This is a genomic window from Nissabacter sp. SGAir0207 (genome assembly GCF_005491205.1).
GTDB lineage: Bacteria > Pseudomonadota > Gammaproteobacteria > Enterobacterales > Enterobacteriaceae > Chimaeribacter.
Genome location: NZ_CP028035.1, coordinates 301,850 through 321,023, shown reverse-complemented (window position 1 = coordinate 321,023; position 19,174 = coordinate 301,850). Strand labels below are relative to the sequence as shown.

30 protein-coding genes are annotated in these 19,174 nt (G+C 53.7%); 4 read left to right on the top strand and 26 right to left on the bottom strand.

Annotated elements, in window-relative coordinates:
* Positions 1-13: 13 nt before the first annotated feature.
* The 26 genes from rpsM to C1N62_RS01355 all read right to left on the bottom strand — a co-directional run bounded on the left by rpsM (position 14) and on the right by C1N62_RS01355 (position 13,426).
* Complete coding sequence (rpsM, locus tag C1N62_RS01480) at positions 14-370, bottom strand: 30S ribosomal protein S13 (RefSeq protein ID WP_072933445.1); 357 nt, start codon at positions 368-370, stop codon at positions 14-16.
* Between the two features lie 146 nt (positions 371-516).
* Entirely contained in the window at positions 517-633 is a 117-nt protein-coding gene (rpmJ, locus tag C1N62_RS01475) for a 50S ribosomal protein L36 (protein WP_012768118.1), read from the bottom strand.
* Positions 634-664: 31 nt separating this feature from the next.
* On the bottom strand, positions 665-1,996 hold the full coding sequence (gene secY / locus C1N62_RS01470; RefSeq protein WP_137761962.1) for a preprotein translocase subunit SecY: 1,332 nt from the start codon (positions 1,994-1,996) through the stop codon (positions 665-667).
* Between the two features lie 7 nt (positions 1,997-2,003).
* Entirely contained in the window at positions 2,004-2,438 is a 435-nt protein-coding gene (gene rplO / locus C1N62_RS01465; RefSeq protein WP_137761961.1) for a 50S ribosomal protein L15, read from the bottom strand.
* Between the two features lie 3 nt (positions 2,439-2,441).
* Entirely contained in the window at positions 2,442-2,621 is a 180-nt protein-coding gene (rpmD, locus tag C1N62_RS01460) for a 50S ribosomal protein L30 (RefSeq protein ID WP_101826675.1), read from the bottom strand.
* Between the two features lie 5 nt (positions 2,622-2,626).
* Positions 2,627-3,127 (bottom strand): 30S ribosomal protein S5, encoded by a 501-nt coding sequence (rpsE, locus tag C1N62_RS01455; protein WP_072933453.1) that lies wholly within the window; start codon positions 3,125-3,127, stop codon positions 2,627-2,629.
* 14 nt (positions 3,128-3,141) lie between these two features.
* On the bottom strand, positions 3,142-3,495 hold the full coding sequence (rplR, locus tag C1N62_RS01450) for a 50S ribosomal protein L18 (RefSeq protein ID WP_072933456.1): 354 nt from the start codon (positions 3,493-3,495) through the stop codon (positions 3,142-3,144).
* A gap of 9 nt (positions 3,496-3,504) precedes the next feature.
* Positions 3,505-4,038, bottom strand: a complete 534-nt coding sequence (rplF, locus tag C1N62_RS01445) for a 50S ribosomal protein L6 (RefSeq protein ID WP_137761960.1) — start codon at positions 4,036-4,038, stop codon at positions 3,505-3,507.
* Between the two features lie 14 nt (positions 4,039-4,052).
* Entirely contained in the window at positions 4,053-4,445 is a 393-nt protein-coding gene (rpsH, locus tag C1N62_RS01440; protein WP_137761959.1) for a 30S ribosomal protein S8, read from the bottom strand.
* Between the two features lie 33 nt (positions 4,446-4,478).
* A complete protein-coding gene (gene rpsN, locus C1N62_RS01435) occupies positions 4,479-4,784 on the bottom strand; it encodes a 30S ribosomal protein S14 (protein WP_072933461.1) in 306 nt (101 codons plus the stop codon).
* Positions 4,785-4,797: 13 nt separating this feature from the next.
* The gene (gene rplE / locus C1N62_RS01430) at positions 4,798-5,337 is read right to left on the bottom strand and encodes a 50S ribosomal protein L5 (protein WP_137761958.1); all 540 of its coding nucleotides are present in this window, start codon (positions 5,335-5,337) and stop codon (positions 4,798-4,800) included.
* Positions 5,338-5,351: 14 nt separating this feature from the next.
* Positions 5,352-5,666, bottom strand: coding sequence for a 50S ribosomal protein L24 (gene rplX / locus C1N62_RS01425; protein ID WP_137761957.1), 315 nt, complete (start codon positions 5,664-5,666; stop codon positions 5,352-5,354).
* A 10-nt stretch (positions 5,667-5,676) separates the two neighbouring features.
* On the bottom strand, positions 5,677-6,048 hold the full coding sequence (gene rplN / locus C1N62_RS01420; RefSeq protein WP_004388611.1) for a 50S ribosomal protein L14: 372 nt from the start codon (positions 6,046-6,048) through the stop codon (positions 5,677-5,679).
* Between the two features lie 164 nt (positions 6,049-6,212).
* The gene (gene rpsQ, locus C1N62_RS01415) at positions 6,213-6,467 is read right to left on the bottom strand and encodes a 30S ribosomal protein S17 (protein WP_137761956.1); all 255 of its coding nucleotides are present in this window, start codon (positions 6,465-6,467) and stop codon (positions 6,213-6,215) included.
* On the bottom strand, positions 6,467-6,658 hold the full coding sequence (rpmC, locus tag C1N62_RS01410) for a 50S ribosomal protein L29 (protein WP_015962144.1): 192 nt from the start codon (positions 6,656-6,658) through the stop codon (positions 6,467-6,469). Before rpmC ends, rpsQ begins: the two co-directional genes overlap by 1 nt.
* Positions 6,658-7,068: a 50S ribosomal protein L16 gene (rplP, locus tag C1N62_RS01405; protein ID WP_002438716.1), complete on the bottom strand. Its 411-nt coding sequence runs from the start codon at positions 7,066-7,068 to the stop codon at positions 6,658-6,660. Before rplP ends, rpmC begins: the two co-directional genes overlap by 1 nt.
* A gap of 12 nt (positions 7,069-7,080) precedes the next feature.
* Positions 7,081-7,782, bottom strand: a complete 702-nt coding sequence (rpsC, locus tag C1N62_RS01400) for a 30S ribosomal protein S3 (RefSeq protein ID WP_137761955.1) — start codon at positions 7,780-7,782, stop codon at positions 7,081-7,083.
* Between the two features lie 17 nt (positions 7,783-7,799).
* Entirely contained in the window at positions 7,800-8,132 is a 333-nt protein-coding gene (gene rplV, locus C1N62_RS01395) for a 50S ribosomal protein L22 (RefSeq protein WP_002223844.1), read from the bottom strand.
* Positions 8,133-8,146: 14 nt separating this feature from the next.
* Positions 8,147-8,425, bottom strand: a complete 279-nt coding sequence (rpsS, locus tag C1N62_RS01390) for a 30S ribosomal protein S19 (RefSeq protein ID WP_002213430.1) — start codon at positions 8,423-8,425, stop codon at positions 8,147-8,149.
* 14 nt (positions 8,426-8,439) lie between these two features.
* Entirely contained in the window at positions 8,440-9,264 is an 825-nt protein-coding gene (rplB, locus tag C1N62_RS01385; RefSeq protein ID WP_137761954.1) for a 50S ribosomal protein L2, read from the bottom strand.
* Between the two features lie 18 nt (positions 9,265-9,282).
* Positions 9,283-9,585, bottom strand: a complete 303-nt coding sequence (gene rplW, locus C1N62_RS01380; protein WP_137761953.1) for a 50S ribosomal protein L23 — start codon at positions 9,583-9,585, stop codon at positions 9,283-9,285.
* Complete coding sequence (gene rplD / locus C1N62_RS01375) at positions 9,582-10,187, bottom strand: 50S ribosomal protein L4 (RefSeq protein ID WP_137761952.1); 606 nt, start codon at positions 10,185-10,187, stop codon at positions 9,582-9,584. Before rplD ends, rplW begins: the two co-directional genes overlap by 4 nt.
* An 11-nt stretch (positions 10,188-10,198) precedes the next feature.
* On the bottom strand, positions 10,199-10,828 hold the full coding sequence (gene rplC / locus C1N62_RS01370; protein WP_137761951.1) for a 50S ribosomal protein L3: 630 nt from the start codon (positions 10,826-10,828) through the stop codon (positions 10,199-10,201).
* 32 nt (positions 10,829-10,860) lie between these two features.
* Complete coding sequence (rpsJ, locus tag C1N62_RS01365) at positions 10,861-11,172, bottom strand: 30S ribosomal protein S10 (protein ID WP_001181005.1); 312 nt, start codon at positions 11,170-11,172, stop codon at positions 10,861-10,863.
* 266 nt (positions 11,173-11,438) lie between these two features.
* Positions 11,439-11,927, bottom strand: a complete 489-nt coding sequence (locus tag C1N62_RS01360) for a hypothetical protein (RefSeq protein WP_137761950.1) — start codon at positions 11,925-11,927, stop codon at positions 11,439-11,441.
* Positions 11,927-13,426, bottom strand: a complete 1,500-nt coding sequence (locus tag C1N62_RS01355) for an ExeA family protein (RefSeq protein WP_168195791.1) — start codon at positions 13,424-13,426, stop codon at positions 11,927-11,929. The genes C1N62_RS01360 and C1N62_RS01355 overlap by 1 nt, the downstream gene beginning before the upstream one ends.
* A gap of 219 nt (positions 13,427-13,645) precedes the next feature.
* Here C1N62_RS01355 and gspC point away from each other — a divergent pair, with 219 nt between their 5' ends.
* Genes gspC through gspF form a run of 4 tightly spaced genes read left to right on the top strand, consistent with a single transcriptional unit; the run spans position 13,646 to position 19,164 of the window.
* On the top strand, positions 13,646-14,434 hold the full coding sequence (gspC, locus tag C1N62_RS01350; protein WP_137761948.1) for a type II secretion system protein GspC: 789 nt from the start codon (positions 13,646-13,648) through the stop codon (positions 14,432-14,434).
* 5 nt (positions 14,435-14,439) lie between these two features.
* On the top strand, positions 14,440-16,446 hold the full coding sequence (gene gspD, locus C1N62_RS01345) for a type II secretion system secretin GspD (protein WP_137761947.1): 2,007 nt from the start codon (positions 14,440-14,442) through the stop codon (positions 16,444-16,446).
* 10 nt (positions 16,447-16,456) lie between these two features.
* Complete coding sequence (gene gspE, locus C1N62_RS01340) at positions 16,457-17,956, top strand: type II secretion system ATPase GspE (RefSeq protein ID WP_137761946.1); 1,500 nt, start codon at positions 16,457-16,459, stop codon at positions 17,954-17,956.
* Positions 17,956-19,164 carry a type II secretion system inner membrane protein GspF gene (gspF, locus tag C1N62_RS01335; RefSeq protein ID WP_137761945.1) on the top strand — a complete coding sequence of 403 codons (1,209 nt, stop codon included), beginning with the start codon at positions 17,956-17,958 and terminating at the stop codon, positions 19,162-19,164. Before gspE ends, gspF begins: the two co-directional genes overlap by 1 nt.
* Positions 19,165-19,174: the final 10 nt, after the last annotated feature.

Genomic DNA, 19,174 nt, shown 5'->3' with positions numbered 1-19,174 from the left:
TCAATCACCCCGATTATTTCTTGATCGGTTTGCGCGGACCCTTACGGGTACGTGCGTTGGTCTTAGTACGCTGACCGCGAACCGGCAGACCACGACGATGACGCAAACCACGATAAGTACCAAGGTCCATCAGACGCTTGATGCTCAGGGTAACTTCACGACGCAGATCACCTTCGACAACAAACTTGGCAACTTCGTCACGCAGCTTATCGATTTGCTCTTCAGACAGCTCACTGATCTTAACATTTTCAGCAATACCCGCAGCTGCACAGATAGCCTGTGAGCGGGTCTTACCGATACCATAGATCGAAGTTAATGCGATTACGGTATGTTTTTGATCAGGAATGTTAATGCCTGCTATACGGGCCACTATGCACTCCTACATTTTTATACGGCAACACCATTCTGAAAAGCCCGTTTTCAGGATACTCAAATAGTGTTGCAGCGACATACAAAAGATTGGCTGGCTAATCTAGCCAGCTCAACCCAACTTTGCAAGAAAAATATGCGAGATAATCAGCCTTGACGCTGTTTATGCTTCGGCTCGGCGCTGCAAATCACACGAACGATACCGTTACGCTTAACGATTTTGCAGTTACGACATAATTTCTTGACGGAAGCACGAACTTTCATTTTTACTCTCCGTAACTTCTCAACTCACCTGTTAGCGGTTATAGCCTTTCAGGTTTGCTTTCTTCAATGCAGACTCGTACTGACTAGACATCATCAGAGTTTGCACTTGAGCCATAAAGTCCATGATGACAACAACAACAATTAACAGTGAAGTACCGCCAAAGTAGAAAGGTACTTTCATTGCGTCACGCATGAACTCCGGGATAAGGCAGATAAAAGTAATGTACAGGGCGCCAATTAAGGTCAAACGAGTCATCACTTTATCGATGTATTTCGCCGTTTGCTCTCCCGGACGAATTCCTGGCACGAATGCACCGGACTTCTTCAGGTTATCTGCTGTTTCACGCGGGTTGAAGACCAACGCCGTGTAGAAGAAACAGAAGAAGATGATCGCAGTCGCATAGAGTAACACATAAAGCGGTTGTCCAGGCTGCAAATACAGCGAAATTGTCGTCAGCCAGTTCCAACCGGTTCCGCCCCCAAACCATGATGCAATCGTGGCCGGGAACAGGATGATGCTTGATGCGAAGATTGCCGGGATAACCCCTGCCATATTCACTTTCAGCGGTAAGTGCGTACTCTGTGCTGCATAAACGCGACGGCCTTGTTGGCGCTTAGCGTAGTTGACAACGATACGACGTTGACCACGCTCGACAAACACCACGAAGAAAGTCACCGCAAACACTAAAACTGCAACCAACAGCAACAGAAGGAAGTGCAGGTCGCCTTGTCGAGCTTGCTCAATGGTATGTGCAATCGCCGGTGGGAGACCAGCCACAATACCAGCAAAGATTATGATTGAGATACCGTTGCCGATACCGCGTTCAGTAATCTGTTCGCCAAGCCACATGAGGAACATCGTTCCGGTAACCAGGCTCACTACAGCGGTAAAATAGAACGCAAAGCCTGGATTGATTACCAGACCTTGCATACCAGGCATATTCGGCAGTCCGGTAGCAATACCGATGGACTGGAATATAGCCAATACCAGCGTGCCATAACGGGTGTACTGACTTATCTTACGACGGCCAGCCTCCCCTTCTTTCTTTATCTCTGCTAACGCTGGATGAACCACCGTCAGCAGTTGGATGATAATCGATGCCGAAATATACGGCATGATACCCAAGGCAAAGATAGAGGCACGGCTAAGGGCACCACCAGAGAACATGTTGAACATTTCAATGATGGTGCCACGCTGCTGCTCGAGCAATTTCGCAAGCACAGTGGCATCGATACCAGGAATCGGAATGAAAGAGCCGATACGGAAAACTATGAGCGCCCCGATAACAAACAAAAGTCTGCGCTTCAGTTCGCCAAGTCCACCTTTAGCACTTTGAAAATCTAATCCTGGTTGCTTAGCCATCTGCTACTTATTCCTCAATTTTACCGCCAGCAGCTTCGATAGCAGCACGAGCGCCTTTGGTGACACGCAGACCACGTACAGTTACTGCACGATTGATTTCGCCAGACAGCATAACTTTAGCGAATTCAATCTGAGTACCAACTACGTTAGCGGCTTTCAGCGTGTTCAGGTCGATAACATCGCCTTCTACTTGAGCCAGTTCAGACAGACGAACTTCTGCCGTGATCATAGCTTTGCGAGAAGTGAAGCCGAATTTCGGCAGACGACGGTACAGAGGCATCTGACCACCTTCGAAACCACGACGTACGCCACCGCCAGAACGAGAGTTCTGACCTTTGTGACCACGGCCGCCGGTTTTACCCAGGCCAGAACCAATACCACGACCTACACGCTTCGGCGCTTGCTTGGCACCTTCAGCCGGAGACAGAGTATTCAAACGCATCTGTTACTCCTCAACTTTAACCATGTAGGAAACCAGGTTGATCATACCGCGTACAGCAGGAGTATCCTCGCGCTCTACGGTGTGACCAATGCGACGCAGACCAAGACCAACCAGAGTTGCCTTGTGTTTCGGCAAACGGCCAATAGAGCTGCGAACTTGAGTTACTTTAATAGTCTTTGCCATGGTTATTACCCCAGAATTTCTTCAACGGATTTACCACGCTTGGCAGCGACCATTTCTGGGGACTTCATATTCGCCAGAGCGTCGATAGTTGCACGAACCACGTTGATCGGGTTGGTGGAACCATAGGCTTTAGCCAATACGTTGTGTACCCCTGCGACTTCCAGGACGGCGCGCATTGCACCACCGGCAATAATACCGGTACCTTCGGAAGCCGGCTGCATGAACACACGGGAACCCGTATGCGCACCTTTAACAGGGTGCTGCAGGGTGCCGCTGTTCAGCGCGACATTCATCATGTTGCGACGGGCTTTTTCCATCGCTTTCTGGATCGCTGCCGGAACTTCGCGTGCTTTGCCGTAGCCAAAACCAACGCGACCGTTACCATCACCAACTACAGTCAGTGCGGTAAAGCTGAAAATACGGCCACCTTTTACGGTTTTAGATACGCGGTTTACCGCGATCAGCTTTTCCTGCAGTTCGCCAGCTTGTTTTTCGATGTGAGACATCTTACACCTCTACCTTAGAACTGAAGGCCAGCTTCACGGGCAGCATCTGCCAGTGCCTGGACTCGACCATGATATTGGAAACCGGAACGGTCAAAGGATACATCTTTGATGCCTTTTTCCAGAGCGCGCTCAGCAATAGCTTTACCTACAGCTGCAGCAGCATCTTTGTTACCGGTATACTTCAGTTGCTCAGTGATAGCTTTTTCTACAGTAGAAGCGGCTACCAATACTTCAGAACCGTTCGGAGCGATGACCTGTGCGTAAATATGACGCGGGGTACGATGTACCACCAGGCGAGTCGCGCCCAATTCTTTGAGCTTGCGGCGTGCGCGGGTCGCACGACGGATACGAGCAGATTTCTTATCCATAGTGTTACCTTACTTCTTCTTAGCCTCTTTGGTACGCACGACTTCGTCGGCGTAACGGACACCTTTGCCTTTGTAAGGCTCAGGACGGCGATAGGCACGCAGGTCTGCTGCAACCTGACCGATCACCTGCTTATCAGCGCCTTTCAGCACGATTTCAGTTTGAGTCGGACACTCAGCAGTGATGCCTGCTGGCAGTTCGTGCTCGACCGGGTGAGAGAAGCCCAGGGCTAAATTCACCACGTTGCCTTTTACGGCTGCACGATAACCAACACCTACCAGCTGAAGCTTCTTGGTGAAGCCTTCGGTAACACCAACTACCATTGCGTTCAACAGAGCACGAGTGGTACCCGCTTGGGCCCAACCGTCAACAGCACCCTGACGCGGAGCGAAAGTCAGTGCGTTTTCTTCCTGTTTAACTTCAACGGAGCTGTGGATAGTACGAGTCAGCTCGCCGTTTTTACCCTTAATCGAAATAACCTGACCGTTGAGTTTTACCTCTACGCCGGCAGGAATGACGACGGGTGCTTTTGCAACACGAGACATTCTTTCCTCCCGAATTAAGCTACGTAGCAGATAATCTCGCCACCAAGACCAGCCTGGCGAGCTGCACGATCGGTCATAACACCTTTAGAGGTAGAAATGACAGCAATACCCAAACCGGCCATAACTTTCGGCAGCTCATCTTTTTTCTTATAGATGCGCAGACCTGGGCGGCTGATACGCTGAATGCTTTCTACCACTGCCTTGCCCTGGAAGTACTTCAGTACCAGTTCCAGAACAGGCTTGGCGTCGCCTTCGATTTTGAAATCTTCAATAAAACCTTCTTCCTTCAGCACGTTGGCAATCGCCACTTTCAGCTTGGAGGAAGGCATGGTGACCGCAACTTTGTTCGCGGCCTGACCGTTACGGATACGGGTCAGCATATCCGCGATCGGATCTTGCATGCTCATCTGTCTTTACTCCCGTGATTCAATTGGTGACAATTACCAGCTAGCCTTTTTCAGGCCCGGGATTTCACCGCGCATAGCGGCTTCACGGACCTTAATACGGCTCAACCCGAACTTCCGCAGGAAAGCGTGCGGACGACCAGTTTGACGGCAGCGGTTACGCTGACGTGACGGGCTGGAATCACGCGGCAGAGTCTGCAGCTTGAGAACGGCGTCCCAACGATCTTCGTCGGAAGCGTTCACATCAGAGATGATAGCTTTCAGTTCTGTGCGTTTAGCAAAGAATTTGTCTGCTAATTTCACGCGCTTGACTTCGCGTGCTTTCATGGATTGCTTAGCCATTAGTAACCCTACCTTACTTGCGGAACGGGAAGTTAAAGGCAGCCAGCAGTGCGCGGCCTTCATCATCGGATTTCGCAGTGGTGGTAATGGTAATATCCAAACCACGAACGCGATCGACTTTGTCATAGTCGATTTCCGGGAAGATGATCTGTTCACGCACGCCCATGCTGTAGTTACCACGGCCGTCGAAGGACTTAGCGGACAAGCCACGGAAGTCACGGATACGCGGTACAGCAATGGAAATCAGACGCTCAAAGAACTCCCACATGCGTTCGCCACGCAGAGTTACTTTACAGCCGATCGGATAGCCCTGACGGATTTTGAAGCCTGCAACAGATTTGCGTGCTTTGGTGATCAGCGGCTTTTGGCCGGAGATTGCTGCCAGGTCAGCTGCTGCGTTATCCAGCAGTTTCTTGTCAGCGATCGCTTCACCAACACCCATGTTCAGGGTGATCTTCTCGACCCGAGGGACTTGCATGACAGAATTGTAGCCAAACTGAGACATCAGTTGCTTGACTACCTCGTCTTTGTAGTAATCATGCAGTTTCGCCATCGTACTACTCCAAATTACTTAATAGTTTCGCTGTTAGACTTGAAGAAACGGACTTTTTTGCCGTCTTCGAATCTAAAGCCTACACGGTCAGCCTTGCCGGTGGCCGCATTGTAAAGTGCAACGTTGGAAACCTGAATAGCGGCTTCTTTTTCAACGATGCCACCTGGTTGGTTCAGGGCCGGAACCGGCTTCTGATGTTTCTTAACCAGGTTGATACCTTCTACAATGACCTTACCAGCAGACAGGACACTTTTAACTTTACCGCGCTTACCTTTATCTTTGCCGGTCAGCACGATAACTTCGTCATCGCGACGGATTTTCGCTGCCATGATTCGCTCCTTAGAGTACTTCTGGTGCCAGAGAGATGATTTTCATGAACTTTTCAGAACGCAGTTCACGAGTTACCGGCCCAAAAATACGCGTACCGATTGGCTGCTCGCTGTTGTTGTTCAACAGAACACAAGCATTGCCATCGAAGCGAACGACAGAACCGTCCGGGCGACGTACACCCTTCTTGGTGCGCACCACTACCGCCTTCAGCACATCGCCTTTCTTCACCTTGCCACGAGGAATTGCTTCCTTGATGGTGATCTTGATGATATCGCCGACGCCTGCGTAGCGACGGTGCGAGCCACCTAGAACCTTGATACACATTACGCGACGTGCACCGGAGTTGTCGGCCACGTTCAGCATAGTCTGTTCTTGGATCATGTTAGTGCTCCGCTAATGTCAACTACTACTTTAGGACCCATGATAGGTCATTTAAAAGCCCCAAAATGAGGGCGCAGCATTATAACACTGCTTCCAAATAATGGGTAGAAAAAATAAACGGCTCATTTCCTGAGCCGTTTATCGTATTTGAGAGCGCTACTCTATTACAGAATCGCTTTCTCTACAACGCGAACCAGCGTCCAAGATTTAGTCTTAGACAGCGGACGGCATTCGCGGATTTCTACCACGTCACCGATACCGCATTCGTTGTTCTCGTCGTGAACGTGCAGCTTGGTCGTACGTTTGATGAATTTACCGTAGATCGGGTGTTTCACAAAACGCTCAATCGCAACAACGATGGATTTTTCCATCTTGTCACTGACAACACGACCTTGCAGAGTACGGATATTGTCACTCATTACGCGCCCGCCTTCTCAGTCAGTAAAGTCTTCACACGTGCGACATCACGGCGCACTTGCTTCAACAGGTGAGTCTGTTGCAGCTGGCCACTTGCTGCCTGCATGCGCAGATTGAATTGCTCACGCAGCAGGTTGAGCAGCTCAGTGTTCAGCTCTTCAACGCTCTTTTCGCGCAGCTCTTGTGCTTTCATTACATCACCGTCTTAGTTACAAAGGTGGTTTTGATAGGCAGTTTAGCTGCTGCCAGCTTGAACGCTTCACGGGCCAGCTCTTCCGGCACGCCGTCCATTTCGTACAGAACCTTACCAGGTTGGATCAGGGCTACCCAATACTCTACGTTACCCTTACCTTTACCCATACGAACTTCCAGCGGCTTCTCGGTGATCGGTTTGTCCGGGAATACACGGATCCAGATCTTACCTTGACGCTTAACTGCACGGGTCATCGCACGACGTGCTGCTTCAATTTGACGAGCAGTCAGGCGACCACGGCCAACAGCTTTCAGACCGAAAGTGCCGAAGCTCACATCCGTACCTTGCGCCAGGCCACGGTTGCGGCCTTTGTGCACCTTACGGAATTTTGTACGCTTTGGTTGTAACATCAGCGACTCTCCTTACTTGCGGCCTTTACGCTGCTGCTTTTTAGGTTGAGCAGCCGGTTTTTCCGGTTGTTCAACGGCAGCCATACCACCCAGGATCTCACCTTTGAAGATCCACACTTTTACGCCGATAACACCATAAGTGGTGTGCGCTTCGGAGGTGTTGTAGTCGATGTCCGCACGCAGGGTGTGCAACGGAACACGACCTTCACGGTACCATTCGGTACGCGCGATTTCAGCGCCGCCCAGACGGCCGCTTACTTCAACTTTGATACCTTTAGCGCCCAGACGCATTGCGTTCTGTACAGCACGCTTCATAGCACGACGGAACATAACGCGACGTTCCAGCTGAGAAGTGATGCTGTCAGCAACCAATTTTGCGTCCAGTTCTGGTTTACGAACTTCGGCGATGTTGATCTGCGCCGGCACGCCAGCGATGTCCGCTACGACCTTGCGCAGTTTTTCGACGTCTTCGCCTTTCTTACCGATTACGATGCCCGGTCGAGCGGTGTGAATGGTCACACGGATGCTCTTAGCCGGACGCTCGATCACGATGCGAGAGACGGAGGCTTTCGACAGTTCTTTCGTCAGGTATTGACGAACTTTAAAGTCGCTGTCCAGGTTGTCAGCGAATTCTTTGGTATTCGCGTACCAGGTAGAGTTCCAAGGTTTGACAATACCCAGTCGGATCCCATTAGGATGTACTTTCTGACCCATTGCTAGTCTCCAGAGTCTCAGCGATCGGACACAACCACAGTGATGTGGCTGGTGCGCTTCAGGATACGATCTGCACGACCTTTTGCACGCGGCATAATGCGCTTCATGCTCGGGCCTTCGTCTACGAAGATTTTCGTAACTTTCAGATCATCGATGTCAGCGCCATCGTTGTGTTCTGCGTTAGCAATGGCAGACTCCAGCACTTTCTTAACCAGACCAGCAGCTTTCTTGTTGGTGTAGGTCAGTGTTTCCAGAGCTTGCGACACTTTCTTACCGCGAATCAGGTCAGCAACAAGGCGAACCTTCTGAGCAGAAGAACGAGCGTGGCGATGTTTAGCGATAGTTTCCATCTCTTCCTCCTACCTTAGCGCTTCTTGGCCTTTTTATCGGCCGCGTGGCCGCGATAAGTACGGGTCGGCGCAAATTCACCCAGCTTGTGACCGACCATTTCGTCGGAAACAAATACCGGTACGTGCTGACGACCATTATGGACAGCGATGGTCAAACCGATCATGTTTGGAAAGACCGTTGAACGACGGGACCAAGTGCGAATTGGCTTCTTGTCTCCGCTTTCCACCGCTTTCTCTACCTTCTTCAGCAAGTGCAGGTCAATAAATGGACCTTTCTTGAGAGAACGTGGCATGGCTTATCCTCTAATTATTTTTTACTACGGCGACGTACGATGAATTTATCAGTACGCTTGTTGCTACGGGTCTTCTTACCTTTGGTCTGAACGCCCCACGGAGTTACCGGGTGCTTACCAAAGTTACGACCTTCACCACCACCGTGCGGGTGATCGACTGGGTTCATCGCAGTACCGCGAACGGTAGGACGAACACCACGCCAACGTGCAGCACCTGCTTTACCCAGGACGCGCAGCATGTGTTCTGCGTTACCGACTTCGCCCAGAGTAGCGCGGCAGTCAGCCAGAACTTTGCGCATTTCGCCGGAGCGCAGACGCAGGGTAACGTAGGAACCATCACGTGCAACGATCTGAACGTAGGCACCTGCAGAGCGAGCCAGCTGGCCGCCTTTGCCCGGTTTCATCTCTACGTTGTGAACCGTTGAACCAACCGGGATGTTGCGCATCGGCAGGGTGTTACCCGCTTTGATTGCCGCATCAACGCCAGATTGAATCTGATCACCCACTTTCAGGCCTTTCGGCGCCAGGATGTAACGGCGTTCGCCGTCTTTGTACAGAACCAGCGCGATGTTCGCGGAACGGTTCGGATCGTACTCCAGACGCTCAACCACTGCAGCGATACCGTCTTTGTTGCGTTTGAAGTCAACCAGACGATAGTGTTGCTTGTGGCCACCACCGATATGACGGGTGGTGATACGGCCATTGTTGTTACGACCACCGCTTTTGCTCAGTTTTTCCAGCAGCGGGGCATAAGGTTTACCCTTGTGCAGCTCAGGGTTAACCACTTTAACAACGTGGCGACGACCCGGAGATGTAGGTTTACATTTAACAATTGCCATTGTTCTTACTCCTCCGACTTACTCTGCGCCGCCGATGAAGTCCAGATTCTGGCCTTCTTTCAGGGTGACGTAAGCTTTTTTCCAGTCGCTACGACGACCGATACGCTGTCCATGACGCTTCACTTTCCCTTTAACGATCAGGGTGCGAACATCATTAACTTCGACTTCAAACAGTTTCTGCACGGCAGCTTTGATTTCTGCTTTGGTCGCGTCTTTAGCAACTTTGAGAACGATGGTGTTGGTTTTTTCCATCGCAGTAGACGCTTTTTCAGAAACGTGCGGCGCGCGCAGTACTTTCAGCAGACGTTCTTCACGGATCATGCCAGCATCTCCTCAACTTGCTTCACAGCATCAGCAGTCATAACCACTTTGTCGAAGGCGATCAGGCTAACTGGGTCGATGCCAGCAACATCACGCACGTCAACCTTGTACAGGTTACGGGCAGCCAGGAACAGGTTCTCGTCCAGTTCACCGGTGATGATCAGCACGTCTTCCAGCGCCATGTCTTTCAGTTTCTGTGCCAGCAGCTTGGTTTTCGGTGCTTCAACAGAGAACTTCTCGACAACGATCAGACGATCTTGACGTACCAGCTCGGACAGGATGCTTTTCAGCGCGCCGCGGTACATCTTTTTGTTTACTTTTTGACTGTGGTCCTGCGGTTTCGCAGCGAAGGTCACGCCACCAGAACGCCAGATCGGGCTCTTTACAGAACCAGAACGCGCACGGCCGGTGCCTTTCTGACGCCACGGTTTTTTGCCAGAACCGGTTACTTCAGCGCGAGTTTTCTGCGCGCGAGTACCCTGGCGGGCGCCTGCTGCGTAAGCAACAACAACCTGGTGAACCAGCGCTTCGTTAAAATCACGACCGAAGGTGGTTTCGGAAACAGTCAGCGCGCTCTGCGCGTCTTTCAATACTAATTCCATTACCTGGCTCCTCACGCTTTAACAGCTGGTTTAACGATCAGGTTGCTACCGGTAGCTCCCGGAACAGCACCCTTAACCAGCAGCAGGTTGCGCTCAGCGTCAACACGTACTACGTCCAGGCTCTGAACGGTTACGCGCTCATTACCCAGCTGGCCTGCCATTTTCTTGCCTTTGAACACTTTGCCCGGAGTCTGGTTCTGACCGATAGAACCCGGAACGCGGTGAGACAAGGAGTTACCGTGGGTAGCGTCTTGGGTACGGAAGTTCCAGCGCTTAACAGTGCCAGCAAAACCTTTACCTTTAGAAGTACCGGTAACGTCTACTTTTTTGACGTCAGCGAAAATTTCAACGCTAATGCTCTGACCAACAGTGAACTCTTCGCCTTCTGACAGACGGAATTCACGCAGCAGGCGGCCAGCTTCAACGCCAGCTTTAGCGAAGTGACCCGCTTCCGGTTTGGTTACACGGTTTGCTTTTTTAGCACCAGTGGTAACCTGGATAGCGCGGTAGCCGTCGTTGTCCAGATCTTTAACCTGGGTAACGCGGTTTGCTTCAATTTCGATAACGGTTACAGGGATAGAAACGCCTTCTTCTGTGAAGATGCGGGTCATACCCACTTTTTTACCGACTAAACCAATCATTGTTTCAACCTCTCAATCGCTCAATGACCTGATTAACCCAGGCTGATCTGCACGTCTACACCGGCAGCCAGATCCAGACGCATCAGAGCATCAACGGTTTTCTCGGTTGGCTCAACGATGTCAACCAGACGCTTGTGAGTGCGGATTTCGTACTGATCACGCGCATCTTTGTTGACGTGCGGGGAGATCAGAACGGTGAAGCGCTCTTTGCGGGTCGGCAGCGGGATCGGACCACGGACTTGCGCACCAGTGCGCTTAGCAGTCTCGACGATTTCCGCGGTTGATTGATCGATCAGACGATGATCAAACGCTTTCAGGCGGATACGGATTCTTTGGTTCTGCATGAGACCAGAGCTCCAATTATTTATAAACGTAAATAATTACTCCTCACACCCATTTCGATTGATGGGGGAGTGTAATCGTTCAGCATATAACCCCCATATCGGGAGTATTGTTAACCAGTCATGCATGATGACATGGTTACTGATCCGCAACGAATCAGACCTACCAAGATTAGGTAAGCCCGCGCATTATACGGAAACGCCGCCGGGAAGCAACCTCCATCGTGCAAAAATTGCTTTTATTTTGCGCATCCCGGCGGGGAAAGGTGTCACTCGGCTGGTGCGAATGGGTCAACCGCGCTAATGGCTTTTTGCTGGCGCTCTTCTTGCTGTTGTTCTTGCAACGCTTTTTCCAGCTGCTCCTTGAGCGACACGGGTGCTGGGCCCGGATCTTCCAGAAGCTCGTCGTCGTCCGCGCCCTCCCCTATCTCATCGCTGTCGCTTGAATCACGGTAAGGAAGCGGCTCTTTATCAGCCGGTACGTCCTCTTCAGGCAATACCCTATCCTTATAGATGTAGTGCAACGTCGATTGCTGATATGGCAAGGGCGTCTCTTTTATTACGACTGGATGGAGACGCTGCTGCCAGGCATCCCACATCATATGGTGATAGCCGCCAGCCAAGGCAATCAGCAGCAGGTAAAGCCCCCACAGTGCCATACGCCAGGCCAGTGCCCGCCAGTGGCTCGCCGTTCTTTTGACTTTGACGCCCTGCCCTGCCAGCTGGCTCTGGTAGGCCGCCAGATGAATATTTTGCATTACTCCCCCTTATCCTCTGTCACTAATGAGGGCTGTGTGCCCTGCGCTTTGGCGATCGCCAATAATGTGCCTAAGCCAACCACGCCATCCGCCTTTAGGTTTTCGCGTTGCTGGAACTGTTTGATGCGGTTTATCAGCGCGCTTCCCCATACTGGTCGACGGGCAGGCGGGAGCTGAAGGATGTCGCTAAGGGCCTTATCAAGCCAGGCGATATCCTGGGCAGAGCTGGTACGCCCCACCTGACTTTTACCCTCAGGGGTCAGTGGCCATAGCTGGACGGCATCGCCCTGCCAGACCTGGCTGAACCAATCACGTTTCAGCGTCCAGGTCTGATCGTGAATCAGGACATCCACGTCGCTACCCGTTACTTTCACCACCGTGACATAGATCAGCCGGTCATTTACCTTCAGGCTGCCCATCCACGGCATTCCATTCGCCACCATTGCATCCAGCGTCTCCTGGCTTTTCTGGCAGATGAGCTGCGCGCGCTCGGCCTGCTCGCAGTACGCCTCTGCTGGCTCCACACGGTAGCCCCAGACATGGAACAGCTGGCTCATTCCCTCCTGTGGGCCACTCTGTTGATCCTCAATGCGGGGCGCCGGGGCAGGAACTTTCGGCGGCGGTGGCGTTAGCCAGCTGGACAACGGCAACCACGGTTGGAGGGGGGCGTAATAGGTCCAGCCCAGCGTGCCAGCGATCAGCGCAGAGAGCAGCAACCACATTGCCAATCCCCGTCGGCTACCGGCAGACAGACCCAACGCGTGCAACGCGATGCCCATCTGGCGACGGGTCACTGTCTCGCTTCGTTCGGCATAGGCCACCGTCAGGGCCGCATGGGCGATGGCTTTTAATAGGGCGGGCTTACCGCCAGCAGCCTGATGGGCCATCCGAAGGACGGGTTCACTGAACAGCGGCTGCTCTACCCCCGCGGCGGCCAATTGCTCAACGATGAATGCCCGGCTCTCCGCTGCACTCATTGGCTGGAGTCGATAACGCGTGTGGATCAGCCGACGCAATAAGGCACGTGGCGCGATGGCGGCCATTTTGCGCGCCTGACCAATCAGCAAGAAGGTGACATGGGGCGAAGAGAGCCCACTCTGGAGTGCAGAGAGAAAATGGTAACTCTCAACCGACAGCGCTTCCGCCTGATCAATCGTCACCAGCCAATGCGTTCCACGGGACGCGGTAGCGTTGAAGTGTTTCATCACCTTCAACACCCGTTGTGCCGGGTTGAGTGCCGGATTGTCATCAATGCCCAACGCCGTGAGCAACCATCTACCGATTCCCCCCGCCTGCCCATCGACAGCGGCGGTCAGGGCCAGCGGCTTTCTGCCACTCTGGCTGACCAGCTGCGCGGCCAGGGCTGATTTCCCGGTACCGGGCTTGCCATCAATAAGGATGCAGCCCCCCAGCGTGATCTGGTGCTGCAGGTACGTGACGGCGGCCGAAAGGCGCGCGTTATAATAGAACCCTTTGCTGCTGAAAGGATTTATCGACATATTAAAATATTGACAATACATTTTTCACAATCCTGCGCAAAAGCATAACCACGACAAATAAATTAAAGGCAATTTATTTATCAGAAAATCATGTTTCACGCTTTATAACAGGTTATTCATGCCATAAGGCCGGAGTTGAATTGCATAGAGCAACATTGGGAGCTATCATAGCCTAATTATTAGCCATCACAAACATCATCATTAGAAGATTAGCGTTATATGCATAATAATTTGGTGCGCTCCCTTTTTTCCAGGGGTGCGCTGTTAAATACATTGTTAATGATAGTTGCGTCACTCCTCTTAATTTTATGTATCCATTTAACAATGTTAATTATCACTAAAATAACACCCGATACGGCCAATAATAAAATTGAACTGAATCAGTTCTCATTGGGCTCGCTCCCCGATGGCCTGTTTGCCGCCGAATCTTTAACCGGCCCCTCATCGGCTCGTGCTGTGGCTGCCACAGCCATGCCAGCGCTGACGCTGAAGGGCCTGATGGCCAGTAGCGATCCATCGCGGGCGCTGGCCATTATTGCCGGGCCGCAAAGCGAGGAGAGCTATCGCATCGGTGAGACGATTGCAGGCACCGGGTCGTGGCTCATCAAGGAGATCAGCGCCAATCAGGTTATCCTGCAAGAGGGTGGGCGCCTGGCTACGCTCTATCTGGACACAGAGGGGTCAGCCACGGGCGATGGCCAGTTGGCCGCATCAGGTCAGCCTCTGGCTGCCTATCTGGCCCTGAGCCCTGTTTATAGTAAAGGCAAACTGTTGGGGTATCACGTTAATCCCAAAGGAAATAGTCTGGTATATAGAAAAATTGGATTACTTAAGGATGATGTCATTATCAAAATAAATGACCAGTCCCTTCAGGATGAGGTCGGTGCCAAAGCGGCAGTTTCAGCGCTGGGAGCCTTGCGGGAGGCAAAATTTACAGTATTGAGAGAGCAAACACCTCAACACATCTTTATTAACCTGGATAGTATTGAATCCTCATCGGATAAGTAAACACCATGGCTTTTACATTCACTCGCCTCGTCAATGGCATTTGCTTGCCGCTGCTGTTTATTCCTGCCTTTTTGCAGGCGGCAGATTTTACGGCCAATTTCAAAGAGACGGATATTAAAGAATTTATCAATACCGTTAGTAAGAACCTGAATAAAACGATACTTATCGATCCTGCCGTTCAGGGAAATATTTCCGTCAAAAGTTATGACATTCTGAATGAAGATCAGTACTACCAATTCTTCTTAAGTGTGCTGGATATTTACGGCTATGCGGTAGTGCCAATGGATAATGGCCTGCTGAAAGTGGTGCGCACGGCGAATGCTAAAGCCGCGGGTATCCCGTTGGCGGATAAGGGCAAGCCAGGCCGTGGGGATGAGATCATCACTCGGGTGATCTCGTTAAACAATGTGCCGGTGCGCGAACTGGCTCCCCTGCTGCGCCAGTTGAACGACAGTACCGGCGTCGGCAATGTGGTGCATTACGAACCCGCCAATGCCCTGCTGCTGACCGGGCGTGCCTCGGTGGTCAACCGCCTGATCGATCTGGTGGAGCGGGTGGACATGATGGGTTATCAGCAGCGGGAAACCGTCAAGCTGCGCTATGGCTCCGCCTCTGAGATGGCAAAGCTGGTCAACGATCTGGTGCGCGAAGAGTCCAAGGGGCAGTCGGCCAATATTCTTCAGGCCAAGGTAGTGGCCGATGAGCGCACCAATACATTGGTGGTCAGTGGGCCGGAAGGCGTTCGCCGCCACGCGGTCAAGCTCATCAACCAACTCGACCAGAATGATGTCAATCAGGGCAATACCAAGGTGTTCTACCTGCGCTATGCCAAGGCAGACAAAATCGTGCCGGTGCTGACTGGCATCAGCAAAGAGCTAAAAGAGGGCAAAGCTGCTGAAGCCGCCCCGGCAGCCAGCAAGCCGATGAGCATCACCGCCGATGAGCAAACCAACTCGATCGTGATCACCGCCCAGCCAGACGTGATGCAGTCGCTGGAGCAGGTGATCGCGAAGCTGGACATTCGCCGGGCACAGGTGCTGGTGGAGGCAATCATTGTTGAGGTGCAGGATGGTAACGGGCTGAACCTCGGTATCCAGTGGAGCAATAATAAGGTTGGCGGTACCCAATTTACTGGCACCGGTGCCCCGATCTCTAAGGTGGCGGCCGGCGCGCGCCAGTACCAACGTGATGGCGTGATCAGTAGTGACAATCCGCTCTCTGACACCATGAGCTCATTCAACGGCCTGGCGGCTGGGTTCTTCAAAGGTGACTGGAATGTGCTGCTGACGGCACTGGCCACCAGCAATAAGAATGACATTCTGGCTACCCCAAGCATTGTGACCCTCGACAATAAAGAGGCCTCCTTCAATGTCGGCCAGGAAGTCCCTTCCCTCTCAGGTTCGCAGACCACCTCCGGTGACAACGTCTTCAACAGCGTGGTCTACAAAACTGTCGGCACCAAGCTGAAGGTGACGCCGCAGGTTAACGAGGGGGACTCTGTCCTGATGGAGATTGAGCAAGAGGTCTCCAGCGTGGATACCTCCACCAACTCCTCACTTGGCCCAACCTTCAACACCCGCACCATCCATAACGCGGTGCTGGTGCGCACGGGTGAAACCGTGGTGCTGGGTGGCCTGCTGGATGACAGTACGAAAGAGTCGAAATCGAAAGTGCCGCTGCTCGGCGACATCCCGTGGGTGGGCAACCTTTTCCGTTACACCAACACGGAGAGTAGCAAACGCAATCTGATGGTCTTCATCCGGCCAACCATCATCCGGGATGATGACATCTACACCTCGCTCTCTAACCAGAAGTACTCAAACTTCCGCAAAATTCAGCAAGCGCGTCAGGAAGAGGAGAGCAATGACCTGCCGATCCGCGCGGGCCAGCGTACGGTGCTGCCGGACTATCCCGCCAAGATCCAGCCCTCGGCCGTGCCGGTCGCGCCCGCTGCGCCGGTCAAGGTTGCAGAGCCGGCCGCTGGCGGCCCACGTAATCCGTTCCACGGATAAGGAGGCGGAGATGGAATATCCAGACGACGCGACAGCCCTGCCCCTGCCTTATCTCTACGCGAAGCAGCATGGCGTGGCACGCATTGGGGAGCAGTTCTACTGCCGGATGACGGTCAGCGCGGAGGCCCTGCTGGAAGCGCAGCGCGTGGCCGGGCGGATCAGCGAAGTGGTGCAGCTCAGTGAGGCAGAGTTCGATGAGCGGCTCTCGGCCGCCTATGGGAATCAGAGCGGCGCGTCCCAGCAGATCATGAGTGACCTGAGCAGCGGCATCGACCTGCTGTCTCTGTCCGAGGATCTGCCGGATAACGAGGATCTGCTGGCCAGCGATGAGCACTCGCCGATTATCCGGTTAATCAATGCCGTGCTGGCAGAAGCGGTGAAAGAGGGGGCGTCCGATATCCATATCGAAACCTTTGAGCGCAGCCTCAGCATCCGTTTTCGTGTCGATGGCGTGTTGCGCCAGATTCTGCAACCGGCGCGCAAACTGGCGCCCTTTATCGTATCGCGCATCAAGGTGATGGCGCGGCTGGATATCGCAGAAAAACGGTTGCCGCAGGATGGCCGCATCTCCCTGACCCTCGGGCACCGAGCCATTGATATTCGCGTCTCCACCATTCCGGCCCAGTATGGCGAGCGGGTGGTGATGCGCCTGCTGGACAAAAACAACCTCTGTCTGAGTGTCGACCAGCTCGGGCTGTCGCCGGCTGACCAGCATACCCTGACCTCGCTGATCGCCAAGCCGCACGGCATTTTGCTGGTGACCGGCCCGACCGGTTCTGGGAAGAGCACCACGCTCTACGCCCTGCTGGCAGCGCTGAACAACCATGAGCGCAACATTCTCACGGTGGAAGACCCGATTGAGTATGAGCTGGAGGGCATTGGCCAGACGCAGGTCAACCCACGCGTGGAGATGACCTTCGCCCTCGGCCTGCGTGCCATCCTGCGCCAGGACCCGGATGTCGTGATGGTGGGGGAAATCCGTGATAACGAAACTGCCCAGATTGCGGTGCAAGCCTCATTGACCGGCCACCTGGTGATGTCGACCCTGCACACCAACAGTGCGGTAGGTGCCATTACCCGACTGCGGGACATGGGGCTGGAACCCTTCTTGCTCGCCTCCTCCCTGCTGGGAGTGGTGGCCCAGCGGCTGGTGCGGCGGCTCTGCCCGACCTGTGCCCAGCAAGTCCCCTTGCCTGCTGCGCAAGCGCCGCTGTTTGCTTTCCTGCCCGCGCCACCCACCCATATCTATCAAGCCGTGGGTTGCCCGTCCTGCCGCTTTACCGGCTACCGCGGCCGGGCGGCCATCCATGAGTGCCTGACCGTAGATAACGCGCTGCGACAGGCGATCTACCAGAATCAGGACGAACTGGGCATTGAGAAGATCGTCCGTGGAAGCAGCCGCAGCCTGCGGGAAAATGGCCTGCTGAAGGCAATAACTGGCGACACCACGGTTGAAGAGGTTCTGCGGGTGACCACCGAGCAGGATGGCGCGGCCGGGGAGGCAATATAATGGGCCGCTTCGCATACCGGGCTGTCACGCCTGCTGGCAAAACCGTGCGCGGCCGGCTGGAAGCGGAATCGCCACGCGACGTACGTCGCCTGCTGCGAGAGCAAAACCTCACCCCGCTGGAGATTGTGACGGCGAGTGGCCTGTTGCCAACCACTGGCCGCCGCCGGGGAGCACGGGTGCCTACCGCAACGCTGTCGCTCTTCTCCCGCCAGCTGGCGACCCTGATTAACGCCTCACTGCCGCTGGAGTCGGCGCTGGAGGTTATTGCGCGGCAGACCGACCATCCGGCGCTGGCGACCGTCCTGAAAACGGTGCGCAGCAAAGTGGTGGAGGGGCATACGCTGGCTGATGCGCTCGGCGACTATCCGCGCCTCTTCGATCCCATGTTCTGCACGCTGGTCACGGCGGGCGAGCGCACCGGTCAGCTAGGCCCAGTGCTGGAGAAGATGGCGGACTACAACGAGATCCGCCAACAGCTCAAAAGCAAATTCACCCAAGCGATGATCTATCCGCTGATGCTGACGCTGGTGGCAATTCTGGTGATCACCATTCTGCTGGTCGCCGTGGTGCCGCAGATCATCGAGCAGTTTGTGCATATGAAGCAGGCACTGCCTGTGACCACGCGCATCTTGATTTCGGTCTCCAGCGCTTTGCAGGCGGCCTGGCTACCTGCCAGCGTGGTGCTGCTGCTGGGGATTGTTGGCGGCAAGCTGATGCTGCGCAACCCGCGGCACCGTATGCGCTTCCATCACCAGCTATTGCGCCCGGCGGTGATTGGGCCGCTGATTCGGGCGATCAACAGCGCCCGTTATGCGCGCACGCTCAGCATCCTGCAAACCAGTGGTGTCCCGCTGCTGGAGGCAATGAACATTGCGGCCGCCGGGGTAACCAACCTGCGCATCAATCTGCTGCTGACCCAAGCGGCGGAGAGTGTGCGTCAGGGCAACGCCCTCTTCAAGGCGCTGGAGCAGACCCAGCTCTTCCCGCCAATGATGCTTTATATGATCGCCTCCGGGGAGCAGAGCGGCCGCTTGGGCGAGCTGATGGCGCGCGCGGCTGACAATCAGGATCAGCTGATGCAGCAGCGCCTGACAATGGCGCTCTCCCTGTTTGAACCGGCATTGATTGTCAGCATGGCCAGCATTGTCCTGTTCATCGTGATGGCAATTCTACAACCCATTCTTCAACTCAATAATTTGGTCAGTTAAACGGAACCCA

Coding starts and splice junctions, on each gene's coding strand:
- gspD (WP_137761947.1), top strand. CDS start 14,440: ATGGCTTTTACATTCACTCGCCTCGTCAATGGCATTTGCTTGCCGCTG.
- C1N62_RS01355 (WP_168195791.1), bottom strand. CDS start 13,426: ATGTCGATAAATCCTTTCAGCAGCAAAGGGTTCTATTATAACGCGCGC.
- rpsJ (WP_001181005.1), bottom strand. CDS start 11,172: ATGCAGAACCAAAGAATCCGTATCCGCCTGAAAGCGTTTGATCATCGT.
- rplC (WP_137761951.1), bottom strand. CDS start 10,828: ATGATTGGTTTAGTCGGTAAAAAAGTGGGTATGACCCGCATCTTCACA.
- rplN (WP_004388611.1), bottom strand. CDS start 6,048: ATGATCCAAGAACAGACTATGCTGAACGTGGCCGACAACTCCGGTGCA.
- rpsC (WP_137761955.1), bottom strand. CDS start 7,782: ATGGGTCAGAAAGTACATCCTAATGGGATCCGACTGGGTATTGTCAAA.
- rpsE (WP_072933453.1), bottom strand. CDS start 3,127: ATGTCTCACATCGAAAAACAAGCTGGCGAACTGCAGGAAAAGCTGATC.
- C1N62_RS01360 (WP_137761950.1), bottom strand. CDS start 11,927: ATGCAAAATATTCATCTGGCGGCCTACCAGAGCCAGCTGGCAGGGCAG.
- rpsQ (WP_137761956.1), bottom strand. CDS start 6,467: ATGAGTGACAATATCCGTACTCTGCAAGGTCGTGTTGTCAGTGACAAG.
- rpmD (WP_101826675.1), bottom strand. CDS start 2,621: ATGGCAAAGACTATTAAAGTAACTCAAGTTCGCAGCTCTATTGGCCGT.
- rplB (WP_137761954.1), bottom strand. CDS start 9,264: ATGGCAATTGTTAAATGTAAACCTACATCTCCGGGTCGTCGCCACGTT.
- rplX (WP_137761957.1), bottom strand. CDS start 5,666: ATGGCAGCGAAAATCCGTCGCGATGACGAAGTTATCGTGCTGACCGGC.
- rplP (WP_002438716.1), bottom strand. CDS start 7,068: ATGTTACAACCAAAGCGTACAAAATTCCGTAAGGTGCACAAAGGCCGC.
- rpmC (WP_015962144.1), bottom strand. CDS start 6,658: ATGAAAGCACAAGAGCTGCGCGAAAAGAGCGTTGAAGAGCTGAACACT.
- secY (WP_137761962.1), bottom strand. CDS start 1,996: ATGGCTAAGCAACCAGGATTAGATTTTCAAAGTGCTAAAGGTGGACTT.
- gspC (WP_137761948.1), top strand. CDS start 13,646: ATGCATAATAATTTGGTGCGCTCCCTTTTTTCCAGGGGTGCGCTGTTA.
- rplV (WP_002223844.1), bottom strand. CDS start 8,132: ATGGAAACTATCGCTAAACATCGCCACGCTCGTTCTTCTGCTCAGAAG.
- gspE (WP_137761946.1), top strand. CDS start 16,457: ATGGAATATCCAGACGACGCGACAGCCCTGCCCCTGCCTTATCTCTAC.
- rplD (WP_137761952.1), bottom strand. CDS start 10,187: ATGGAATTAGTATTGAAAGACGCGCAGAGCGCGCTGACTGTTTCCGAA.
- rplO (WP_137761961.1), bottom strand. CDS start 2,438: ATGCGTTTGAATACTCTGTCTCCGGCTGAAGGTGCCAAGCAAGCGCCG.
- rplE (WP_137761958.1), bottom strand. CDS start 5,337: ATGGCGAAACTGCATGATTACTACAAAGACGAGGTAGTCAAGCAACTG.
- rplW (WP_137761953.1), bottom strand. CDS start 9,585: ATGATCCGTGAAGAACGTCTGCTGAAAGTACTGCGCGCGCCGCACGTT.
- rpsS (WP_002213430.1), bottom strand. CDS start 8,425: ATGCCACGTTCTCTCAAGAAAGGTCCATTTATTGACCTGCACTTGCTG.
- rpmJ (WP_012768118.1), bottom strand. CDS start 633: ATGAAAGTTCGTGCTTCCGTCAAGAAATTATGTCGTAACTGCAAAATC.
- rplF (WP_137761960.1), bottom strand. CDS start 4,038: ATGTCTCGTGTTGCAAAAGCACCCGTCGTCATTCCTGCCGGCGTAGAG.
- rplR (WP_072933456.1), bottom strand. CDS start 3,495: ATGGATAAGAAATCTGCTCGTATCCGTCGTGCGACCCGCGCACGCCGC.
- gspF (WP_137761945.1), top strand. CDS start 17,956: ATGGGCCGCTTCGCATACCGGGCTGTCACGCCTGCTGGCAAAACCGTG.
- rpsH (WP_137761959.1), bottom strand. CDS start 4,445: ATGAGCATGCAAGATCCGATCGCGGATATGCTGACCCGTATCCGTAAC.
- rpsN (WP_072933461.1), bottom strand. CDS start 4,784: ATGGCTAAGCAATCCATGAAAGCACGCGAAGTCAAGCGCGTGAAATTA.